The following is a 17,600-nucleotide window of genomic DNA, read 5'->3' as shown; positions in this document are numbered from 1 at the left end:
AGGCCATTGCGTATAATGCAATGGCCTTTTCTATTATAGCTATACGCTATTATTAAGGCAATAATACCCTGTCAATCACATGTACAACTCCATTGGTAGTTTGTATATCCGAGATTACCATATTTGCAACCACACTATTTCCGTTTCCTTTAACAGTTAATAAACCATCATTATACTCACCAAGTGTAATGTTTTTTCCACTTAAACCCAGTAGATTACCCGCATGAAGTTCTGATGTAAAAAGTCCAACGCTAACCACATGATTCAACAAAATCTGCTTTAGTGTTGTATAATCAATCTTTCTAACGTCTGATGGCTGATTAACTTCTATTCCTAATGTTTTGCCCAAATCTTTAAAAGCCTGATCTGTAGGCGCAAAAACGGTATAATTTGCATTAGCATCTGCCAAAGCAGCAAACAAATCGCAATAAACAAGTGCTTCTGCTAAAAAACTTAATTCTGGCTGTACAAACCCTTTGCCCTGCGCAAAAAACAAGGCCGTGTTTGCGATATCAGTACCAGAAGCAAGTAAAACCCGGTTTATCACATGTACAATACCATTATCTGCCTGTGTATTGGTTACAATTATTTTAGATCCGTTTACATATTTATCGGTTCCTCTAATAATAATTCTTTTATTAACGGTTGGACCCAACAAAGACGGTACTTTGAAACCACCGATTAACAAGTCATCTTTTGCATTTCCGTTACTTACGTGGTATTTTAAAACGTTAAGCAGAAAAGGCGTTTGTAATGCGTTAAAGTCTCTCGGGTTAACCAATCCTATTTTTGCAAAAGCCTGATTGGTAGGCGCAAAAATGGTGAAGTTTCCATCAGCTCCGGTTGTTTTATTTTTATTAGAAAGCGCCACCACTAAATCTCCTTTTACAGCGGCAAATTCTAACTGGCTAAGATCCTCAAGCCCAACCACAGTTTGTGATATTGTGGGTAAAACGTCGGAATTATCTTTATTGCAACCACCAAATACAAGCGTTAACAGCAATGTGGTACAAGCTATAATGGTTGAGTTTATAGATTTATTTTTTTTCATTGTCAAAAATTAATATTTGCAAAAGATTTTAAGTAAAAAACAATACTTTTTGTTTGATATACGTGTAAGACTTTAATTAAGTTGTTACTTTTATAAAAAATTAAAACCTTAGTGAAACTTCTTTCTTATTTCTACATAAAACGATGTAATATTACAAACATAGATTGACACTAAAAATCAGATTATAAAATTTAATTTAAAATCACAACAAATAAACATGCAAATATTTACTAAATCAGCAGTTTTAAGCCCTTTTATTATTCTAGGTGTTGGATTAAATGTGTTTTCGCAAAGCCCACTAAGCGGGTTTATGCAGGGTAAAAAAGGCGGAGGCATTACCTTTTCTACAACACATGAGCATTATAACGGCGCTTTTTTATTTCCAGAACCTATAGAGAAAATTCCTGTTTTTAACGAAGTATCGGTAAACAGTTTTAACATTTATGGGATTTATGGGATATCAGATAAGTTAGATGTACTTGTAAATATACCTTTCGTACAAACGGTAGGTTCTGGCGATAAAGATGCGTTAGATGGATTAGGCTATGTAAATTCGCAAGGAGGAGCACAAGACATCAGCGCTTTTGCAAAATATCAGTTTGCAACAAAAGGAAAACTTGCTTTCCAAGCGGCGGCAGGTATTACCACTCCTTTAAGCAATTACAGCGTTGAGCGCAGTTTACAGTCTCTTATTTCAATAGGAAACCAGGCTACTACATTCAATGGTTTTTTGTTAGCTCATTTTAAAGATGAAAGAGGCTTTTTTATTACCGGCCAAGTTGGTTATAGCGCCAGAACAACAGAAGTACCAAACGCTATTTTAAGTGAACTGAAAATAGGTTTAGCTACTCCGAGGTTTTACATTGCCGGCCAATTAGGCAACCAAACATCTACAAGCGGTGTGGATATTTTGAGACCCGGATTTACCAACTTTTTCCCTGCAACAAAGGTAAACTACACTAAAATTGGCGGAACCGTTTACGCTCCTCTTGATGAAAATATTGGCTTAAGCTTTGGTGGTGGCGCTATTGTAGATGGTAGAAATGTTGGAAAATCTTATTATGGTTCTGCAGGCCTTACCTACAACTTCATTTACAGATCTTTAACCAAATAGATTTAAATGCTTTCAAATCAATTGATTTGAAAGCATTTTTATTTTAAAACTGACCCTGTAATTGATAGCTACGGTAAACTCGTAACATCTCTCCGAAAATTATAATCGGCATTAAAATATTTTCCAAGTTGGGCACTTTAATAATATAGCTTAGGAGCGATACAAAGCCGAAGGAGAAAACAATAAAGATAAACCGAGGAATAATTTGGCAGTAGTAAACAATTATTCCTGCCTTTTTAGGAATTGCCAAAAACACTGCACTTACAGGTAAACTCACCCAAACTAAAACAAACAGAAATCTCGAAAAAACCTCGTTAATTGTAAACGATTCGGCGGTAAGCAAAGAAGTTAGTTGCAATATACCTTGGTCAAACATGAAGAAAAAAGACATTAAGTCTAGAAATCCAAAAAAACGAAGTGTCCATTTCATGCTGCTAATATAATTTATTTACAGTTTGTTGCAATCAGATCATCCGCATTAGAAAAGCCTATGTTTTTGATAAAGTTCAACACCTTGCAAGCCCCTTTTTGATCACCTTGTTTTAACATTTCTTTCGCTTCACCAAGTTTCTCCGCAACAAGTTCTTCATCAAAACCCAAATCTGCTTTTAGCCGTAATATTTCTTGTTCGTTCTTGCTATTTTCTTTACCAATGATTTTATTTTGATAGTAGCTGGTAACTACATCTTCTAAACCTTGGCGAATTTGGTATACCGTAATTGCTTTTTCAATAATCTGTTTTGACAGGTTTTCGCAATTATAGTTTTTAAGCGCAAATTTAACAGGTACAATAATTTCTGTGTTTTTTTGATAACCTTTTGGAGTTTTCCACTTACCGCTAGTCAAACTCACCAACCTTAATGCTTCATCATCTAAATCAATACCCAAACCGTTTACAACTTTAGCGTTCGCGAGTTCTCCCTTGCTATTTAGCTGAAAAGCTACCTTTATAGTTCCTTGAATACAGTTTTGTTTTGCATACCACGGATAAACCATATTTGCATCTAGAAACTGTTCTAAGTTTTGGTTGCCATTGTTAAAAACTGGCTTTTCTACGTTCGAAAACAAACATAAAACGATGATTAAGAACGATTCTAAAAATGATAAAAGCATAACCTTATAAACGATTGAATTACAAACTTATTGGTATCGATTTAGGTTTTTGCGAATGTTAACTGCCAGTAAGTTCAATCAAATAATCAAATAGATTGGTATCGGAAGATACGCCCAGTTTCTTCCGAAGTCTATAACGACTTACTTCTACCGCTTTATTGCTCACACTCATTAATTGTGCAATCTCTTTAGAGCTCAAATTCATTTTTAGGTATGCGCATAACTTTAAGTCGTTACCACTTAAGCTGGGCGATTTTTCCTTTAACTTAGTTAAAAAGTTAGAATGGACATGGTCAAAGTGTATTGCAAAACTGTCCCAGTCTGCGTCGGCTCTTTCAGAATCGTTAATTAAACTCAATATCCGCTTAAACTCTTCGGGACTGTCTTCCAAGTTCTCTGTTTTTACAATCGGTATAAGCTCTTCCTTGATTTTTGCTAATAATTTACCACGTTGCATTAAGTGCATGGTAGATGTAGCTAATTCCTTGTTCTTAAAATTCACCTCATTTTCGAGCTTCTCGTTCTGCAACTTTACAATTTCCTTTTCGCTATGCTCAATCTCTAACTGGTAGGCTTTTTTTAAATATTCCTGCTCCTTTAAGTGCTTTCTTTTTTGTCGCTGAATTAATAAATAAATCAAAACGCACACCAAGCCTAAACAGCATAAGTAAAACCACCAGGTTTGGTACCATGGCGGAAGAATGGTAAAAGAATAATGTACCGCGTTAGACTCGTTACCCAAATTATTTCTTGATTTTACCACAAAGGTGTAAGTGCCCGCCGGTAAATTGGTATAATCTTTTTCACTTTTGCTTCCCCAGTCTGACCAATTTTTATCGAAATTTTCAAGCTGGTAGCTAAACTCTATGCTGTTTAATTGTTCGTAAAGTGTGGATGAGTATTCGAAATGGAGCGAATTACTTTCAAACGGAAGTATAGGTATAAACTTTTTATCCTGCTTATTGACTATTTCATCACCATTTAAAAAGTAGCCTTCAAAAATGGCGCTATCTTTTGCACCTATGGTTTTAACCTGTGTTAAAATTACGTTTAAGGGCTTAATGTTTTTTAGGTATTTTAGATAGTTGATGTGTATTAAACCTGTATTTGAACCTATAAAAACATTTTCTTTATTGTATGGATAAATGTTCTCAAAACCGGGTACCACTTTGGAATTAAGTTCTGGAAAATAAACGACGGTGAAATTTCGGGCTCCGTTTGCCCTATGAAAATCTACCACACCTATTTTTTTATTGGTTACAAACCAGATATTTCCGTCTTCATCCTCGTTCAAATACTGGTAAACATTTGTTCCTAAAATTGGCGTTAACATTTTAGAAGGAGAAAATTTATGGCTTGTCTCATCAAACTCATAAATACCTTTTTCTGTTGCTACTACAATTCGGTTTTTGATTCTGGCAACATAGTTATTAAGCGAAGAAGGCAATCCATTACTGTTTGTGTAAAGCCAAGTTTTTTCAATTTTACTTTTATCAAGTGAAAGCTTAAACCTGTAAACGCCACGGTAAGGATGTGATCCCCAAACGATATTGCTATTATGATCATACAAAATGAATCGCATGGATTCATCGAAACGTTTTATATCGCCTTTATCGATAAACCGATTATTCTCAAAACTGATGTGATGTAGGCCGTTGTAGGTTCCGGCAATAATTTCTTTAGCTGGAAAATAAGGCGAAAGTGCTTCAAACATCCAAGTTCCGGGATAACGAAAAAGCTGTTCTGCCGTATTGTTGTTAACAATAAAACTCCCTTCTTCATGGGCAACCAATAGCTTTTTGTTGATAATGTTTAAATTCCAAACTTGCCCTTGTGTATTGCCTATTTCAACAAAAGGACTGTGCGAGTAGCTTATATCATTAAATTCGGTTTCTATTTTTGTTGCGTATAAGCCGTTTGAGGTACCTACGTATAAATTACCATCAAGTATCCGCGTAGCGTAACTGCTGGTTTGTTTTGCCAAATCTGGGTAAATGTATTTTATGGCATTATTAAAGGCAACAAAATCAATCCCATCATCCAATCCAAGCCATAAATTTTGGTTTCTATCTAAAAAAACACTTCTAATATTGTTCTTCTGAAGTCCTTCTCGGTAAGCAAAGCTTTGAACAATATTCCCCCGTTTATCTACGATATAACACCCTGCCGAATTTGTAGCAAATGCGAACAAGTCTGCGTTTACCTTAATCGCATCATAAATTCTGTTCTTAATAAAAAGGGATTGAGACTTATCTGTCTTTTTCGTAAGATTTTCTCCAGACAATAAATACTGCCCATTTTTTAATGTGCTTATGAGTAGCGTATCCTTATCATAATTTAAAACAGATGTTATCGTCGCAATTTTAAAGTCGGGTTTATTAGAAATAATATCCCAAATACCGTTTTTATAGGTCAGTAATCCTTTTGAAGTATCTTGTGCAATTACCTGTTGATTAACCACGCCTAAATACTGCCAAACGCCCTGCGCTTCATAGATTTTGAAAATGCCCTCGTTAAGCTGAAAAATTTTTGAAACTGTTCTAAAAAAAACGCTTTGCTTGTTGATAACAATATCCCATATATCTGCAAAAAGCCTATCCTTAACGGGTATCAATTCTTTTAACGAATGGTAACATAACAAACCTTCCTTATTCGGAAAAAAATACCCAATCTCATCTTGTCCGCCCACATAAATTCTACCGCTATCATCTACCTTTACCGAACGCACCACTGTTTTGTGCGGAAGCGGATATAATTTCCAAAATTTGCCATTGTAAGACAGCAGTCCTTCGTTATTGGCGAAATACATGATGCCATTTTTATCTTGGGCAATTTCCCAATTTTGGGTTCCTCCTTTATAAAGCTGGCTGCTATAGTTATTAATCTGAGGAATTCCTATCTGTGCTTTTAGCTCAATAAAAAAGAATAACATTGAAAAAGCAAGGTATATTTTCTTCATTAAGTTTATTAATTGAGGTTTATAAATGGTGATTTGTAAATTTATAAAAAGTCTATTACTACAATGTTAAAATATAGCGTTGTGGCCGATTCAGAAAAAGACAAAATCAATAACGTTGCTCACTTACACTCTAAAGCCATAAAAAATAATTGTGTAGTAAAAATGTAGTACCCGTTGTAGTGGCAATTTAGTGATTTACTTGCTTTGTAGCGTTTATATAGTAGTGCCTTTTGCGTTTTAAACAACGGGGTGCTTTAATTTTGTATAAGTCAATAGCTAAAGAAATGCGCTAGCTTTTCCCTTATTGATATAAACCAATTTTAATCAAAAATTATGAAAAGAAATTTTTACACATTATTTCTCCTTATTTACTTTGGACTGGTGGCAACCGTCAGTGCCCAGAGTATTAGCGTTACCGGAACGGTAAACACCAGTAATGGAGAGTCGCTTCCGGGCGTAAGCATTAAGATTAAGGGTGCCGCAATGCAGTCGCAAACGAACATGAACGGTGCTTTTAGTATTAATGTGCCCAACAAAGGCGACATACTGATATTCTCCTATTTGGGTTTTATTACTCAGGAAATAAAAATCGAAAACTCTTCTCCTTTAAAAATTGTGATGGAGAACGATTTAGCTAACCTTAAAGAAATTGTTGTAGTGGGTTATGGTACTCAAAAGCGGAGCGACATTAGTGGTTCTGTAGCTACAGTAAGCATGGAAAAAGCTAAATCTATTCCAACAACCAATATTGCTGAGATGATTCGTGGTCAAGCATCTGGTGTACAGGTTACCTTGGGTTCGGCCAGGCCTGGTGGAAGCTCTAACATCTTAATTAGAGGAAAAAATTCAATCCGCGGAGGTAATGATCCTTTAATTGTTTTAGATGGTTTCCCGATTGATAACATCAACGATGTAAGTCCTGACGATATCGCTTCCATTGAAATTCTAAAAGATGCAGCCTCACAGGCGATTTATGGTTCAAGAGCATCTAACGGTGTAATTTTAATTACTTCAAAAAAAGGAAAATCTGGCAAGTACGCTGTTAATTTCGACACCTATTTAACTTCACAAAAGCTAACCAAAAACTTTGATCTATACAGCGCAGAGGAGTTTGCACAGCTTAGAAGAGAGGCTGTTCGCTCAACAAACCCTGTTGTTAATGGAGAGCAAGCTTACAGTGCTGATATCATCAATTTTGGAGGAAGTGCCAGCGCACCAGAGTATATCAATTTTGCCGCAGGTAATTATGCAAACTGGGAAGACCTTGTGCTACGTACCGGCTTAACCAATAGCAATACAGTTAGTATAAACGGTGGAAACGACAATACAAAGGTTTACAGTAGTGCCAACTATTACACGCAGAAAGGCTTGGTGCCAGATGCTGATTATAAGCGAGCATCTTTTAGGATTAATGTAGACCAAAAAATAAGTAAAAAAATAAGTGTTAGCACCAATCTTAATTTAGCATCAGACAAACAAGGTGTAGAAAGTGCAAACCTTGATTTTATCACTATTTCTCCTTTTACCGGCCCTTACGATCAAAACGGTGTTTTGGTAAAAAACTTAGCGGGCGCTAATGCAAGTAGTAGCTCTATTAATCCACTGTGGAACATTAGAGAATCAGACGCAGAGAACAAAACGAATTTTGTAAATCTTAACCTAGTGGGTAAGTATGATATTACAAAAAACCTATCCTATAAAATCAACACTTTATTAAGCAGAAGGTATGTAGATCAGGGCTCTTATTTATCAAAACTTCATTCTGCGGGTGTTACACCAGACGGTTCTGCAACTGTAAGCGGGATTTTAAAAGAGGAATACCTTGTTGAAAACATTTTAGACTACAAACTTGACTTAAATAAAGACAACAAACTTGATTTCACCTTTGTGCAATCTATAAACCAAAGAAACAGCTCAAAAACCACCACTTTAGGTACTGGGTTTGGAAATGATGTTTTAGGCTACGATGGGATTTCTAATGCTTTAAACTTTAAAACTACCAGAGATGAGCAACAATATAGGTTATCTTCTTTATTAGGTAGAGCGAGGTACAATCTTAAAGATAAATACCTGTTAACATTAACGGCCCGTAGAGACGGAGCTTCCGTTTTTGCAGAAAACAACAAGTGGGGTTTTTTCCCAGCGGCTTCCGTTGCTTGGCAAATTCATAGAGAGTCGTTTTTACAAAATGTAAAAGCTATAGATCAATTAAAACTTAGGGCGAGTTATGGTTCGGTAGGAAACCAGTCTTTAGACCCTTACACTACTTTAGGAGTGGTTGATAATTATTCCTATATTTTTAATGGCGGCTTGGTTACCGGAAATTTACCAGGAAACCTTTTATATAACCCAAACCTAACCTGGGAAACTTCTACAACCTTTAACGTAGGTCTGGATTTTGGTTTATTCAACAGCAAAATCACAGGTAGTGTTGATTATTATAAAACATCTACCACAGATCTACTAACCGATATTTCTTTAGGAGGTAACTCGGGCTTTACCAATACCATTACCAACGGCGGAGAATCAGAAAACAGTGGTATTGAAATTGGCTTAACCGGAACCATTATCAGAAATGACAAGTTTACTTGGAGCATTAGCCCAACCTTTACCCATAACACCAACAAGATTATTAAAACTGGTATCGTTGGTTTAGACGGTGCCGTAAAAGACGATTTAGCCCGTAACCGATTTGTAGGTAAGCCTATTGATGTTTTGCAGTCTTATGTTTTTGATGGGATTTTCCAAACAGATGCGGACGCATTAGCATCAGGACAAGGAACTTTAGGCGGAACTGTAGCGCCTTTCCAAAATGTTTCTACTTTAACAGCTGGTGCCATTAAGTTAAAAGATCTCGACGGCAATGGTGTAATCGATATTAACGACAGAGCTATCATAGGTACACAACCAAGATGGTTTGGATCTTTGTCTACTAATTTCCAATACAAGCGATTTGAGCTTTTGGCTGATTTATATATGGTTCAGGATGTTACAAAGTATAACCCTTATTTAGGTAGCTTTAACGAGGGAGGAACGCTACAATCTGTAAGAAACGGAATTAAAGTTGATTATTGGACACCAGAAAATCCTTCTAATACCTTTCCTCGTCCCAATTACAGCTCTGCCCCTCAAAATGTAACTGTTTTGGCTGTTACGGATGCCTCTTACGTAAGATTAAGAACACTTTCTTTAGCATATAATATCCCTACCTCACTTTTGAGTAAGGTTAAAATCAATAATCTGAAATTATATGCAACTGCAAACAATTTGTTTACCGTAACAGATTATAAATCATACAGTCCAGAAAATAATCCAAACGATTTTCCAGATACAAAATCATTCACTTTTGGTTTAAACATAGGTTTGTAAAAAGCCCTAAACTCGATAACATGAAAAAGAATATAAATTTTAAAATAGGATTGGCATCCACTTTAGCGATCATGCTGGTGTTTGGTTCTTGTAAAGATTATTTAACCGAACACCCAAGTTCTCAATTTACAGCTTATTACGTTTACAATACCCCAGAAGGTCTTGAATCTGGCGTGGTAGGTCTGTACAATTTTCAGAGAGCCTTTTGGGAAAATTTAAGCAACAATGGTTCTAATCCAATTGTAATTGATGCTAAAGATGATTTAACCATTCCTCGTGGTGGAGAAATCTCTAACTATGGCAGGATGACACAGGGAACCACACCGTTAAATAGTAGTGTTTATAGTGATTATTGGAAAACGTACTACAGAATTATAGATCGTTCAAACGCCATCATCAAATCTGCGGAAACCATTACCGGCATGGACGATGCCCAGAAAACGAAGATGATTGCACAGGCAAAGTTTTTTAGGGCAAATTCTGTTTTTACTTTATACAAATTGTTTAACAATATTTATGTAACCACAGAACCAACTACGCCAGAAAACGCCAGTAAGATTATTACTGATAAAACGCCGGAAGCTGATATCTATAAATTGATTAAAGATGATTTGACTTATGCCATTACAAATTTATCATGGACTGATGTAGCGGGCAGAATAAATCAGGCTGCAGCTAGGCACTTAAAAGCTGAGGTTGCACTTTGGCAAAAAGATTGGCCAGAGGCAAAACTACAGGCAGAAGCCGTAATAGACAATGGAACGTATAAACTAGTAAGCACCCCTGCGCTTGTTTTTAAGGGAGATTTAAATAATACCGAAACCCTATGGGCATTGCAGTTTAAAGCTCAGGTTAACGGTAAACCCAACAAAGTCAACTTTAACCTAATGCCTAACTATGCAGAATTAATTCCAGGTTCAAAATATACTGTAGAACAAGGCGGACGGGGTTTCGGATGGTTAACGCTTAATAACTATTTGAGAGATTTGCTAAACGCCGACCCTAACGATACCCGTATTAAAGGTTCGTACTACATTCAAGATTACGTTTACAACGACCCTGCAACTATCCCTGCGAGTGCTACTTTAGGACAAAAAATTGTTCACCCCACTTGGAAAGAGTTTGCTACGGCAGTGTCCGACAGAAACGCCTTTTTTATACGTTTAAATGCAGGTTGTAAAAAGTATTTTCCAGATGGTGGAATTCCAACAGAAGATACACAGACGAAAAACATCATGATGGCCAGATTAGCGGAAACTTATCTATATGCCTCAGAAGCAAATTTAATGTTGGGCAATATTGGTACCGTAGCTGATGCGCCAAACTCAAAAACTGCATTAGGACAAATAAATGCTGTTAGAAGTAGAGCTGGTGCTGCAAAAGTAAGCACCATCACTATAGAAACTATTTTAGATGAACAAGCCAGAGAATTAGCTTTTGAAGGCCGCCGTTGGTATATGCTAAAAAGAACAGGCAAACTGTATGATTACGTTGTTAACCATGCTGGTTATGGAAAGGCTGGCGATTTAAGTGTTGATAATTCAACCGCTGGCGGTGCAGACAATACCGTTGCAAAACCACTACCCTATAAATCTGATGCCAGAAGAACCATGAAACCATACATGGTAAATTGGGCTATTCCGTTAAACGAAATCAGTTTATTAGGTCCAAATTATCCTCAGAACACAGGTTATAATAATTAATTCTCAATCTAAAGCAAGAGCTTCTGGAGTTTTTACACAAAACTTTGGTGCTCTTGCTTTTAATGAATAACGGAGATAGGTTCTTTCTCCATAAGAATGCTACTAAAAACTTCCATTATGCGTCTATCATTACTATTATTCAGTACAATTTTACTCATATCATCATGCAGTGTTCTAAAAAAGAAAAATGGTTTTGCTGATAACGCTGTAGTTGCTCATCGTGGCGCTTGGAAGGCAAAAAATTTCCCCGAAAATTCTATTGCCTCCTTGAGAGAAGCCATCCGCATTAATTGTAGAGGTTCTGAGTTTGATGTAAGAATGACTTCTGATGATTCTTTAGTGATTAATCACGATCCTCATTATAATAAACTCTTGGTAGAGAAAAGTACTTATCAAGCACTCGAAGCATTTAAACTAAGCAATGGCGAAAAGCTTCCAACCCTTAGAGAATATCTTTTAGCTGGGATAAAAAATAACGACCATACGCAACTGGTGTGCGAAATTAAGCCATCGGATATCAGTAAAGAAAGAGGAATTATAGTAGCAAGAAAAGTGGTGGAACTGGTAAAAGAACTTAAAGCACAGAGTAAGGTTTGCTACATAAGTTTTGACTACGATATTCTTAAAGAAATTCATCGTTTAGATTCACAAGCATTTACCCAATACTTAGAAGCAAACAAATCTCCCGAAGAATTAAAAAATGATGGCATTTCTGGAGTAGATTATTACTATACCGTTTTTAAAAATCATCCGGAATGGCTGAACAGTGCAAAAGAAAATAAAATTACTTTAAACGCCTGGACAGTTAATGATAGTACTGAAATGGATTGGTTACTAAAACACAATTTTGATTTTATCACCACCAATGAGCCCGAACTTTTATTTGACCGGATAAAACTCCAAAAACAGAAAACAAAAAAGCTAATATGGGCCGATGAGTTTAATGTTAACGGAACTCCAGACCACAGTAAATGGAATTATGATATTGGAACCGGAGCGGATGGCTGGGGCAATCAAGAATTACAATATTACACCAACAGACCAGAGAATGTAAAGGTTGAAAATGGTGTTTTAAAAATAACGGCAAAAAAAGAAGATTATAAAGGGAAACCTTATACCTCGTCGAGGTTAAAATCTAAAGGAAAATTTGATTTCACCTACGGTACTATAGAAGTACGAGCAAAAATGCCAACTGGTGTTGGCACCTGGCCTGCAATCTGGATGTTAGGTAGTAATATTGATACTACTCCTTGGCCAGCCTGTGGAGAAATTGATATTATGGAACATTTAGGGAGAGACCAAAATAACATTTACGGAACTTTTCATTATCCAAACCACTCGGGAATTAATGCCGATGGTAAAACCAAAAAAATTGGGGATGCCACGCAATTCCACATTTACAAAGCAGAATGGTCTCCAACATCCATAGATTTATACGTAGACAACCAGCTAATACACACTTTGGTTAACTCAGCAAAACTCCCTTTTAACCATAATTTCTTTCTCCTAATCAATCTAGCCATGGGGGGCAACTTTTCTGGCGCAGTAGACCCTAATGTAACCGGAGCTACGCTTGAAGTCGATTATGTTAGAGTATATAAATAGGCAGTTTTAAAATCCATTATTTTCCCATTCAGTACCACTCACATCCTAATTATGAAAAATCCTTATCACTTTTTAACTTACGGATTCACTTTGCTTCTTCTTGGTTTTATTCAACATCCATGCAAAGCACAAGCGGTAAACCAGCAAACAAAAATCAATCAACAAGTCCAGTCCTTACTTTCTAAAATGACCCTCGAGGAAAAAGTAGGGCAAATGGCGCAAGTTACATTAGATGTAATTACAAAAGGCAAAGACCGCTTTAGCAGTTTTGAACCGGTAGAGCTTGATCCAAAAATAATGGACGATGTATTCAACAAATACAAAGTAGGCTCTATACTAAACACTGCAAACAACAGAGCCAGAACTCCAGAACAGTGGTATACAATCATTTCGGGCATTCAAAAATTTGGTAAAGGCAGGTTAAATATCCCAGTAATTTATGGGATTGACGCCATCCATGGTACAACTTATACTGCTGGAGCTACGTTTTTTCCCCAGCAAATTGGGCAGGCTGCTAGCAGAAACTTAAATCTGATTAAGAAAGGTGCAGAAATAACTGCTTATGAAACCCGAGCAAGTGGAATTCCTTGGAATTTTTCACCAGTTTTAGATTTAGGTCCCGATCCTCGTTTTCCGCGTATTTGGGAAACTTATGGCGAAGATCCTTTTCTGACCTCAGAAATTGGCAAAGCGGTAGTAAAAGGATATGAAGGAGACAAAAACGACATATCCTCACCTTTCCATGTCGCTTCATGCCTAAAACATTTTATAGGATACCAAGTAGCGGTTTCTGGTAAAGATAGAACACCTGCATATATCTCAGACCAAGCTTTACGCGATTATCATTTACCACCTTTTAAAGCTGCAATAGATGCTGGTGCACATACCATTATGATTAATTCGGGTTTGATCAACGGAGTTCCTGTACACGCTAATTATGAAATACTGACCAATTTACTCCGCAAAGAACTGGGCTTTAAAGGCTTGGTTGTAACCGATTGGGGCGATATAGAAAACTTACATACCCGCGACCGCGTTGCAAAAAACAATAAAGAAGCCGTGATGATGGCGATCAACGCTGGCATTGATATGTCTATGATTGCTTACCAATACGAGCCTTTTTGTGATGATTTAATTGCTTTGGTAAAGGAAGGGAAAGTAAAACAAAGTAGGATTGATGAAGCTGTTACGCGTATTCTAACATTAAAATATCAGCTAAATTTATTTGAAAAACCAGTTACCAATTATAAAGATTATCCAAAATTTGGTAGTAAAGAATTTGAAAATGCTGCGTACCAAACTGCGGTAGAATCTATTACGCTGTTAAAAAACAATGATAATATTTTACCGCTTAAAAAAACAGCAAAACTATTAGTAACGGGCCCAAATGCAAACTCGATGCGTACTTTAAACGGTGGTTGGAGCTACTCCTGGCAGGGAGAAAAAGTGGAAGATTTTGCGTCAAAATACAACACCATTACGGAAGCAATCCAAAATAAAGTAGGTGCAGAAAACGTCAGTTTTATTCCTGGTGTTAGCTATAAAATGGACGGAAAGTATTTTGAAGAATACGCCGATAAAATGGATGAAGCAATTGCCGCAGCAAAAGATGTGGATGCAATTGTACTTTGCTTAGGCGAAAATACCTATACAGAAACGCCAGGAAATTTAAGTGATTTGTACTTATCTGATTTACAAACGGAATACGCTAAAAAGTTAGCCGCAACTGGCAAACCAGTAATTTTAGTTTTAAATGAAGGTCGCCCTCGCATCATCAGTAAATTCGAGCCTTCCATGCAAGGTATTATCATGACTTATTTGCCAGGTAATTTTGGAGGTGATGCTTTGGCAAGCGTTTTATTTGGAGATGAAAACCCATCGGGTAAATTGCCTTTCAACTATCCTAAATTCCCCAACTCTTTGGTTAATTATAACCACAAACCATCCGAAAGCAGAAGTGTTGTGGAAGGCGTTTATAATTACGATGCAGATTATAACCCACAATACGAGTTTGGCTTTGGTTTAAGTTATACCTCGTTTGCATACAGTAACCTAAAGTTAAGCGCAAACAGCATCTTAGCAAATGATGAATTAACCGTAACTGTTGACGTTAAAAACACGGGTAACCGCGAAGGCAAAGAAGTGGTTGATTTATATTTATCTGATCTTTACGCCAGTATCACGCCCGACGTAAAAAGATTAAAGGGTTTTGAAAAAATAAGTTTGAAATCCGGCGAATCAAAAACAATCAGTTTTAAACTAAATAAAACAGCTTTTTCATTTGTAAATGCAGACAACAAAACCGTGGTAGAGCCCGGCGATTTCGAAATCACAATAGCCAACCTTAAAGCGAAATTCAACATCAAGTAAAGATTAAGACCTAAATTTCTTTTTTTTTTGAAAATTTAGAAAATAAATAAATCGAATTATTAATGATGTTTAACTTTATAATATACCATTAATCGTTTCTAAAAAATTTACATCATGAAAAGAAGTATAGTCTATCTGATTTCCATAGCTCTTCTATTTACCACTAGTGCATTTTCTCAAAACAACATTGAGTCGCAGAATCTTATTAAGTCCTTAAATTATGGGAAATCTGTTGCTGTATTTGGAGGTTCTGTTTCTGTAATACCTCCAAGTGATGGTGCAAAAAGCATGTGGAAAGAATACTTGGGAATGAGCGTTACCAATTATGGAGTTGGTGGAGCAGGCTTTTCTTCCTTACAAGGGAAATCTCTCCAACAACAGGTTAATGAAGCGGGCGTTTTCGATATTTACATTCTTTGGGCTTCCACAAATGATTACACAAACCAAAGAACCATTGGCTCCTACACTGATTATACTGAATTTGATAGTTACGACGAAGAAAAACTAACAACCCAAGCAGGAGGAATCAACTATTGCATCAAAAAAATCTATGCGATAAACCCAAAAGCTATCATTTACTTTTTTACCTCAAGTAAGGCTTTCAACGACAGGGGTGCGTATGATCCATTTTATGAAAAAGGAATGAATCAATACGTTAAAGTGCAAAAACAAGTTTGCGCACTTCATGGGATACCTATTCTCGATCAGTTTTCCTTAGGTGGTTATAACATCTATAACAAATCATTGTACTATCAGGATCCAATACACATGAATATTTTGGGTTATAAAAAGTTAGGAGAATTACAAGTCTCATTTCTTGCTTTCCCTTAGTTAAAAAATCAAATGTTTGTAGGGGTAAAATACCTTAGTAATTATTTAAGACTTGTCGATTATAAAAACTATCAATACTTAGAGATCACAAATTTGAGAATGCCATTTACCAAAAAAAAGAACACCGCGATTTTGAAATTGCAATTGCAAACCTTAAAATAAAATTCAGCGCACCGACTCACCAAAACGGTGCGCTATTTATATTCTTTCCTTCAGCTCTAAAACCCCAACAATCTGTTCACCTCCGCGAGAAATTTCTAAATAAAGCGTCCGCCTGACGTTAGAACTAAATAGTTTTATAATCTCTTCCATCGATAGCGTAGCAACTTTTTTAAAATTAATAGTCGAGATTTCGTCGCCAGCTAAAATCCCAAATTCCGCAGCTGCCGATTGTGGCTCAACCCGGCTCACGATGTAATGATCAAAGTTTTCACCCGTAGCAATTAGTTCCATTCCACTCTTGTCACACTCAAACGGCTTAGATAAAGTGCTTAGGGGCTTAAAAAAAACATAACGCTTTTGGTAATCAAACACTACACTAAATCTGGACAATAACGGATTTCCGATACTTCCGTTACGGATATTAGGATTTACCTTAGCACCAACGTCTTCAAAATAAGGAAACGAAGTAGGTAAATCGAAAACATCGAATTTAGCAATAGTCAGCTTTTTTATCCTTCCTTTAACTCCTCTAATATTACCACTAAGCCCAACGCCTAGATTTGCCTGTACAAAATTATTTGGCAACTGGAACTGCTTATTTTCAAACGATTCTAACATTAATGGGCTACCGTTACCTGTATCAATCAAAAGACGTAACAAAAGCTTTTTCCCTTGGTCGGTTTCTACTGTAGCTCCTATAAATGGTTTTTTATCTGTAATTAAAAACGGAATCTTTATTCCGTCTTTAAATAGACTTGCTTTCTCTTTAGTAAATACTTTTAGGAGGTTGGTCTCGTAATTAATCTTCACAATAAAACTATTGAAAAAATCGTATCCAATTAAACCATGAATCGGCATGCCTAAATAGCTCGAAAGACCAAAAACATCATGGGTTAAAATAATACCAGATGCCCCTTTATAAACCGCATTCCCAACCTTTAACGTAAGAAAAGGAGTACTATAGCCTATTAACTTTCCGTTTTCTCCAAAACCATCAACCGCTATCTCACGTAAATGTTTTAGTTTTAAAGAATCTTTAAGTTTGCTATCCGTAATAATCAAAGAACCTACGCCGGTATCTAAAATAAAATTAAACGGACCTTTTTCGTTTATATAAATCGGCAAAACAACAAGTCCTCTGCTTTTTTTGAATGCTAAAACCTCCTGCGTTCTTTTGCCTTCAAACGTAAAACCATCCTGCGCTAAAACTGGCATAGTAAATGCAGAAATGCCAAACAGCACTATAAATATTCGCCTATATTTTAGTTTCCAAAACATTATGCCATATTATTTTGAAGGCTTATTAACATACAATTTACTAAT

The 17,600-nt window shown here is 36.3% G+C and carries 11 protein-coding genes; 6 read left to right on the top strand and 5 right to left on the bottom strand.

Going from position 1 to position 17,600, the window contains the following annotated elements; all coding sequences use genetic code 11:
• Positions 1-52 precede the first annotated feature (52 nt).
• Positions 53-1,051, bottom strand: coding sequence for a fasciclin domain-containing protein (locus B176_RS0100405; protein ID WP_017256795.1), 999 nt, complete (start codon positions 1,049-1,051; stop codon positions 53-55).
• Positions 1,052-1,268: 217 nt separating this feature from the next.
• Here B176_RS0100405 and B176_RS0100400 point away from each other — a divergent pair, with 217 nt between their 5' ends.
• Entirely contained in the window at positions 1,269-2,165 is an 897-nt protein-coding gene (locus B176_RS0100400) for a hypothetical protein (RefSeq protein WP_017256794.1), read from the top strand.
• 43 nt (positions 2,166-2,208) lie between these two features.
• On the opposite strand, the gene B176_RS0100395 is transcribed toward B176_RS0100400, so the two are convergent.
• From B176_RS0100395 to B176_RS0100385, 3 genes are read right to left on the bottom strand one after another with little or no spacing between them, the layout of a single operon-like run.
• Positions 2,209-2,595, bottom strand: coding sequence for a hypothetical protein (locus B176_RS0100395; RefSeq protein WP_154647845.1), 387 nt, complete (start codon positions 2,593-2,595; stop codon positions 2,209-2,211).
• Between the two features lie 14 nt (positions 2,596-2,609).
• Positions 2,610-3,278 carry an energy transducer TonB gene (locus B176_RS0100390; protein WP_017256792.1) on the bottom strand — a complete coding sequence of 223 codons (669 nt, stop codon included), beginning with the start codon at positions 3,276-3,278 and terminating at the stop codon, positions 2,610-2,612.
• Positions 3,279-3,336: 58 nt separating this feature from the next.
• The gene (locus B176_RS0100385) at positions 3,337-6,237 is read right to left on the bottom strand and encodes a triple tyrosine motif-containing protein (protein WP_017256791.1); all 2,901 of its coding nucleotides are present in this window, start codon (positions 6,235-6,237) and stop codon (positions 3,337-3,339) included.
• Positions 6,238-6,570: 333 nt separating this feature from the next.
• Here B176_RS0100385 and B176_RS0100375 point away from each other — a divergent pair, with 333 nt between their 5' ends.
• The 5 genes from B176_RS0100375 to B176_RS0100355 all read left to right on the top strand — a co-directional run bounded on the left by B176_RS0100375 (position 6,571) and on the right by B176_RS0100355 (position 16,115).
• Positions 6,571-9,606 carry a SusC/RagA family TonB-linked outer membrane protein gene (locus B176_RS0100375; RefSeq protein WP_017256789.1) on the top strand — a complete coding sequence of 1,012 codons (3,036 nt, stop codon included), beginning with the start codon at positions 6,571-6,573 and terminating at the stop codon, positions 9,604-9,606.
• A gap of 20 nt (positions 9,607-9,626) precedes the next feature.
• The gene (locus B176_RS0100370; RefSeq protein ID WP_017256788.1) at positions 9,627-11,309 is read left to right on the top strand and encodes a RagB/SusD family nutrient uptake outer membrane protein; all 1,683 of its coding nucleotides are present in this window, start codon (positions 9,627-9,629) and stop codon (positions 11,307-11,309) included.
• Between the two features lie 117 nt (positions 11,310-11,426).
• The gene (locus B176_RS0100365; protein ID WP_026063059.1) at positions 11,427-12,914 is read left to right on the top strand and encodes a family 16 glycosylhydrolase; all 1,488 of its coding nucleotides are present in this window, start codon (positions 11,427-11,429) and stop codon (positions 12,912-12,914) included.
• A gap of 51 nt (positions 12,915-12,965) precedes the next feature.
• Complete coding sequence (locus tag B176_RS0100360) at positions 12,966-15,284, top strand: glycoside hydrolase family 3 N-terminal domain-containing protein (RefSeq protein ID WP_017256786.1); 2,319 nt, start codon at positions 12,966-12,968, stop codon at positions 15,282-15,284.
• Positions 15,285-15,398: 114 nt separating this feature from the next.
• The gene (locus B176_RS0100355) at positions 15,399-16,115 is read left to right on the top strand and encodes an SGNH/GDSL hydrolase family protein (protein WP_017256785.1); all 717 of its coding nucleotides are present in this window, start codon (positions 15,399-15,401) and stop codon (positions 16,113-16,115) included.
• A gap of 198 nt (positions 16,116-16,313) precedes the next feature.
• On the opposite strand, the gene B176_RS0100345 is transcribed toward B176_RS0100355, so the two are convergent.
• The gene (locus tag B176_RS0100345) at positions 16,314-17,555 is read right to left on the bottom strand and encodes an aspartyl protease family protein (protein ID WP_083852662.1); all 1,242 of its coding nucleotides are present in this window, start codon (positions 17,553-17,555) and stop codon (positions 16,314-16,316) included.
• Between the last annotated feature and the right edge of the window lie 45 nt (positions 17,556-17,600).

This window comes from Pedobacter arcticus A12 (genome assembly GCF_000302595.1).
Classification (GTDB): domain Bacteria; phylum Bacteroidota; class Bacteroidia; order Sphingobacteriales; family Sphingobacteriaceae; genus Pseudopedobacter; species Pseudopedobacter arcticus.
This window is presented reverse-complemented; position numbering and strand designations above follow the sequence as displayed.

Excerpts from the sequence above, each read along its gene's own strand:
- B176_RS0100405 (WP_017256795.1), bottom strand. The coding sequence starts at position 1,051 with ATGAAAAAAAATAAATCTATAAACTCAACCATTATAGCTTGTACCACA.
- B176_RS0100400 (WP_017256794.1), top strand. The coding sequence starts at position 1,269 with ATGCAAATATTTACTAAATCAGCAGTTTTAAGCCCTTTTATTATTCTA.
- B176_RS0100395 (WP_154647845.1), bottom strand. The coding sequence starts at position 2,595 with ATGAAATGGACACTTCGTTTTTTTGGATTTCTAGACTTAATGTCTTTT.
- B176_RS0100390 (WP_017256792.1), bottom strand. The coding sequence starts at position 3,278 with ATGCTTTTATCATTTTTAGAATCGTTCTTAATCATCGTTTTATGTTTG.
- B176_RS0100385 (WP_017256791.1), bottom strand. The coding sequence starts at position 6,237 with ATGAAGAAAATATACCTTGCTTTTTCAATGTTATTCTTTTTTATTGAG.
- B176_RS0100375 (WP_017256789.1), top strand. The coding sequence starts at position 6,571 with ATGAAAAGAAATTTTTACACATTATTTCTCCTTATTTACTTTGGACTG.
- B176_RS0100370 (WP_017256788.1), top strand. The coding sequence starts at position 9,627 with ATGAAAAAGAATATAAATTTTAAAATAGGATTGGCATCCACTTTAGCG.
- B176_RS0100365 (WP_026063059.1), top strand. The coding sequence starts at position 11,427 with ATGCGTCTATCATTACTATTATTCAGTACAATTTTACTCATATCATCA.
- B176_RS0100360 (WP_017256786.1), top strand. The coding sequence starts at position 12,966 with ATGAAAAATCCTTATCACTTTTTAACTTACGGATTCACTTTGCTTCTT.
- B176_RS0100355 (WP_017256785.1), top strand. The coding sequence starts at position 15,399 with ATGAAAAGAAGTATAGTCTATCTGATTTCCATAGCTCTTCTATTTACC.
- B176_RS0100345 (WP_083852662.1), bottom strand. The coding sequence starts at position 17,555 with ATGTTTTGGAAACTAAAATATAGGCGAATATTTATAGTGCTGTTTGGC.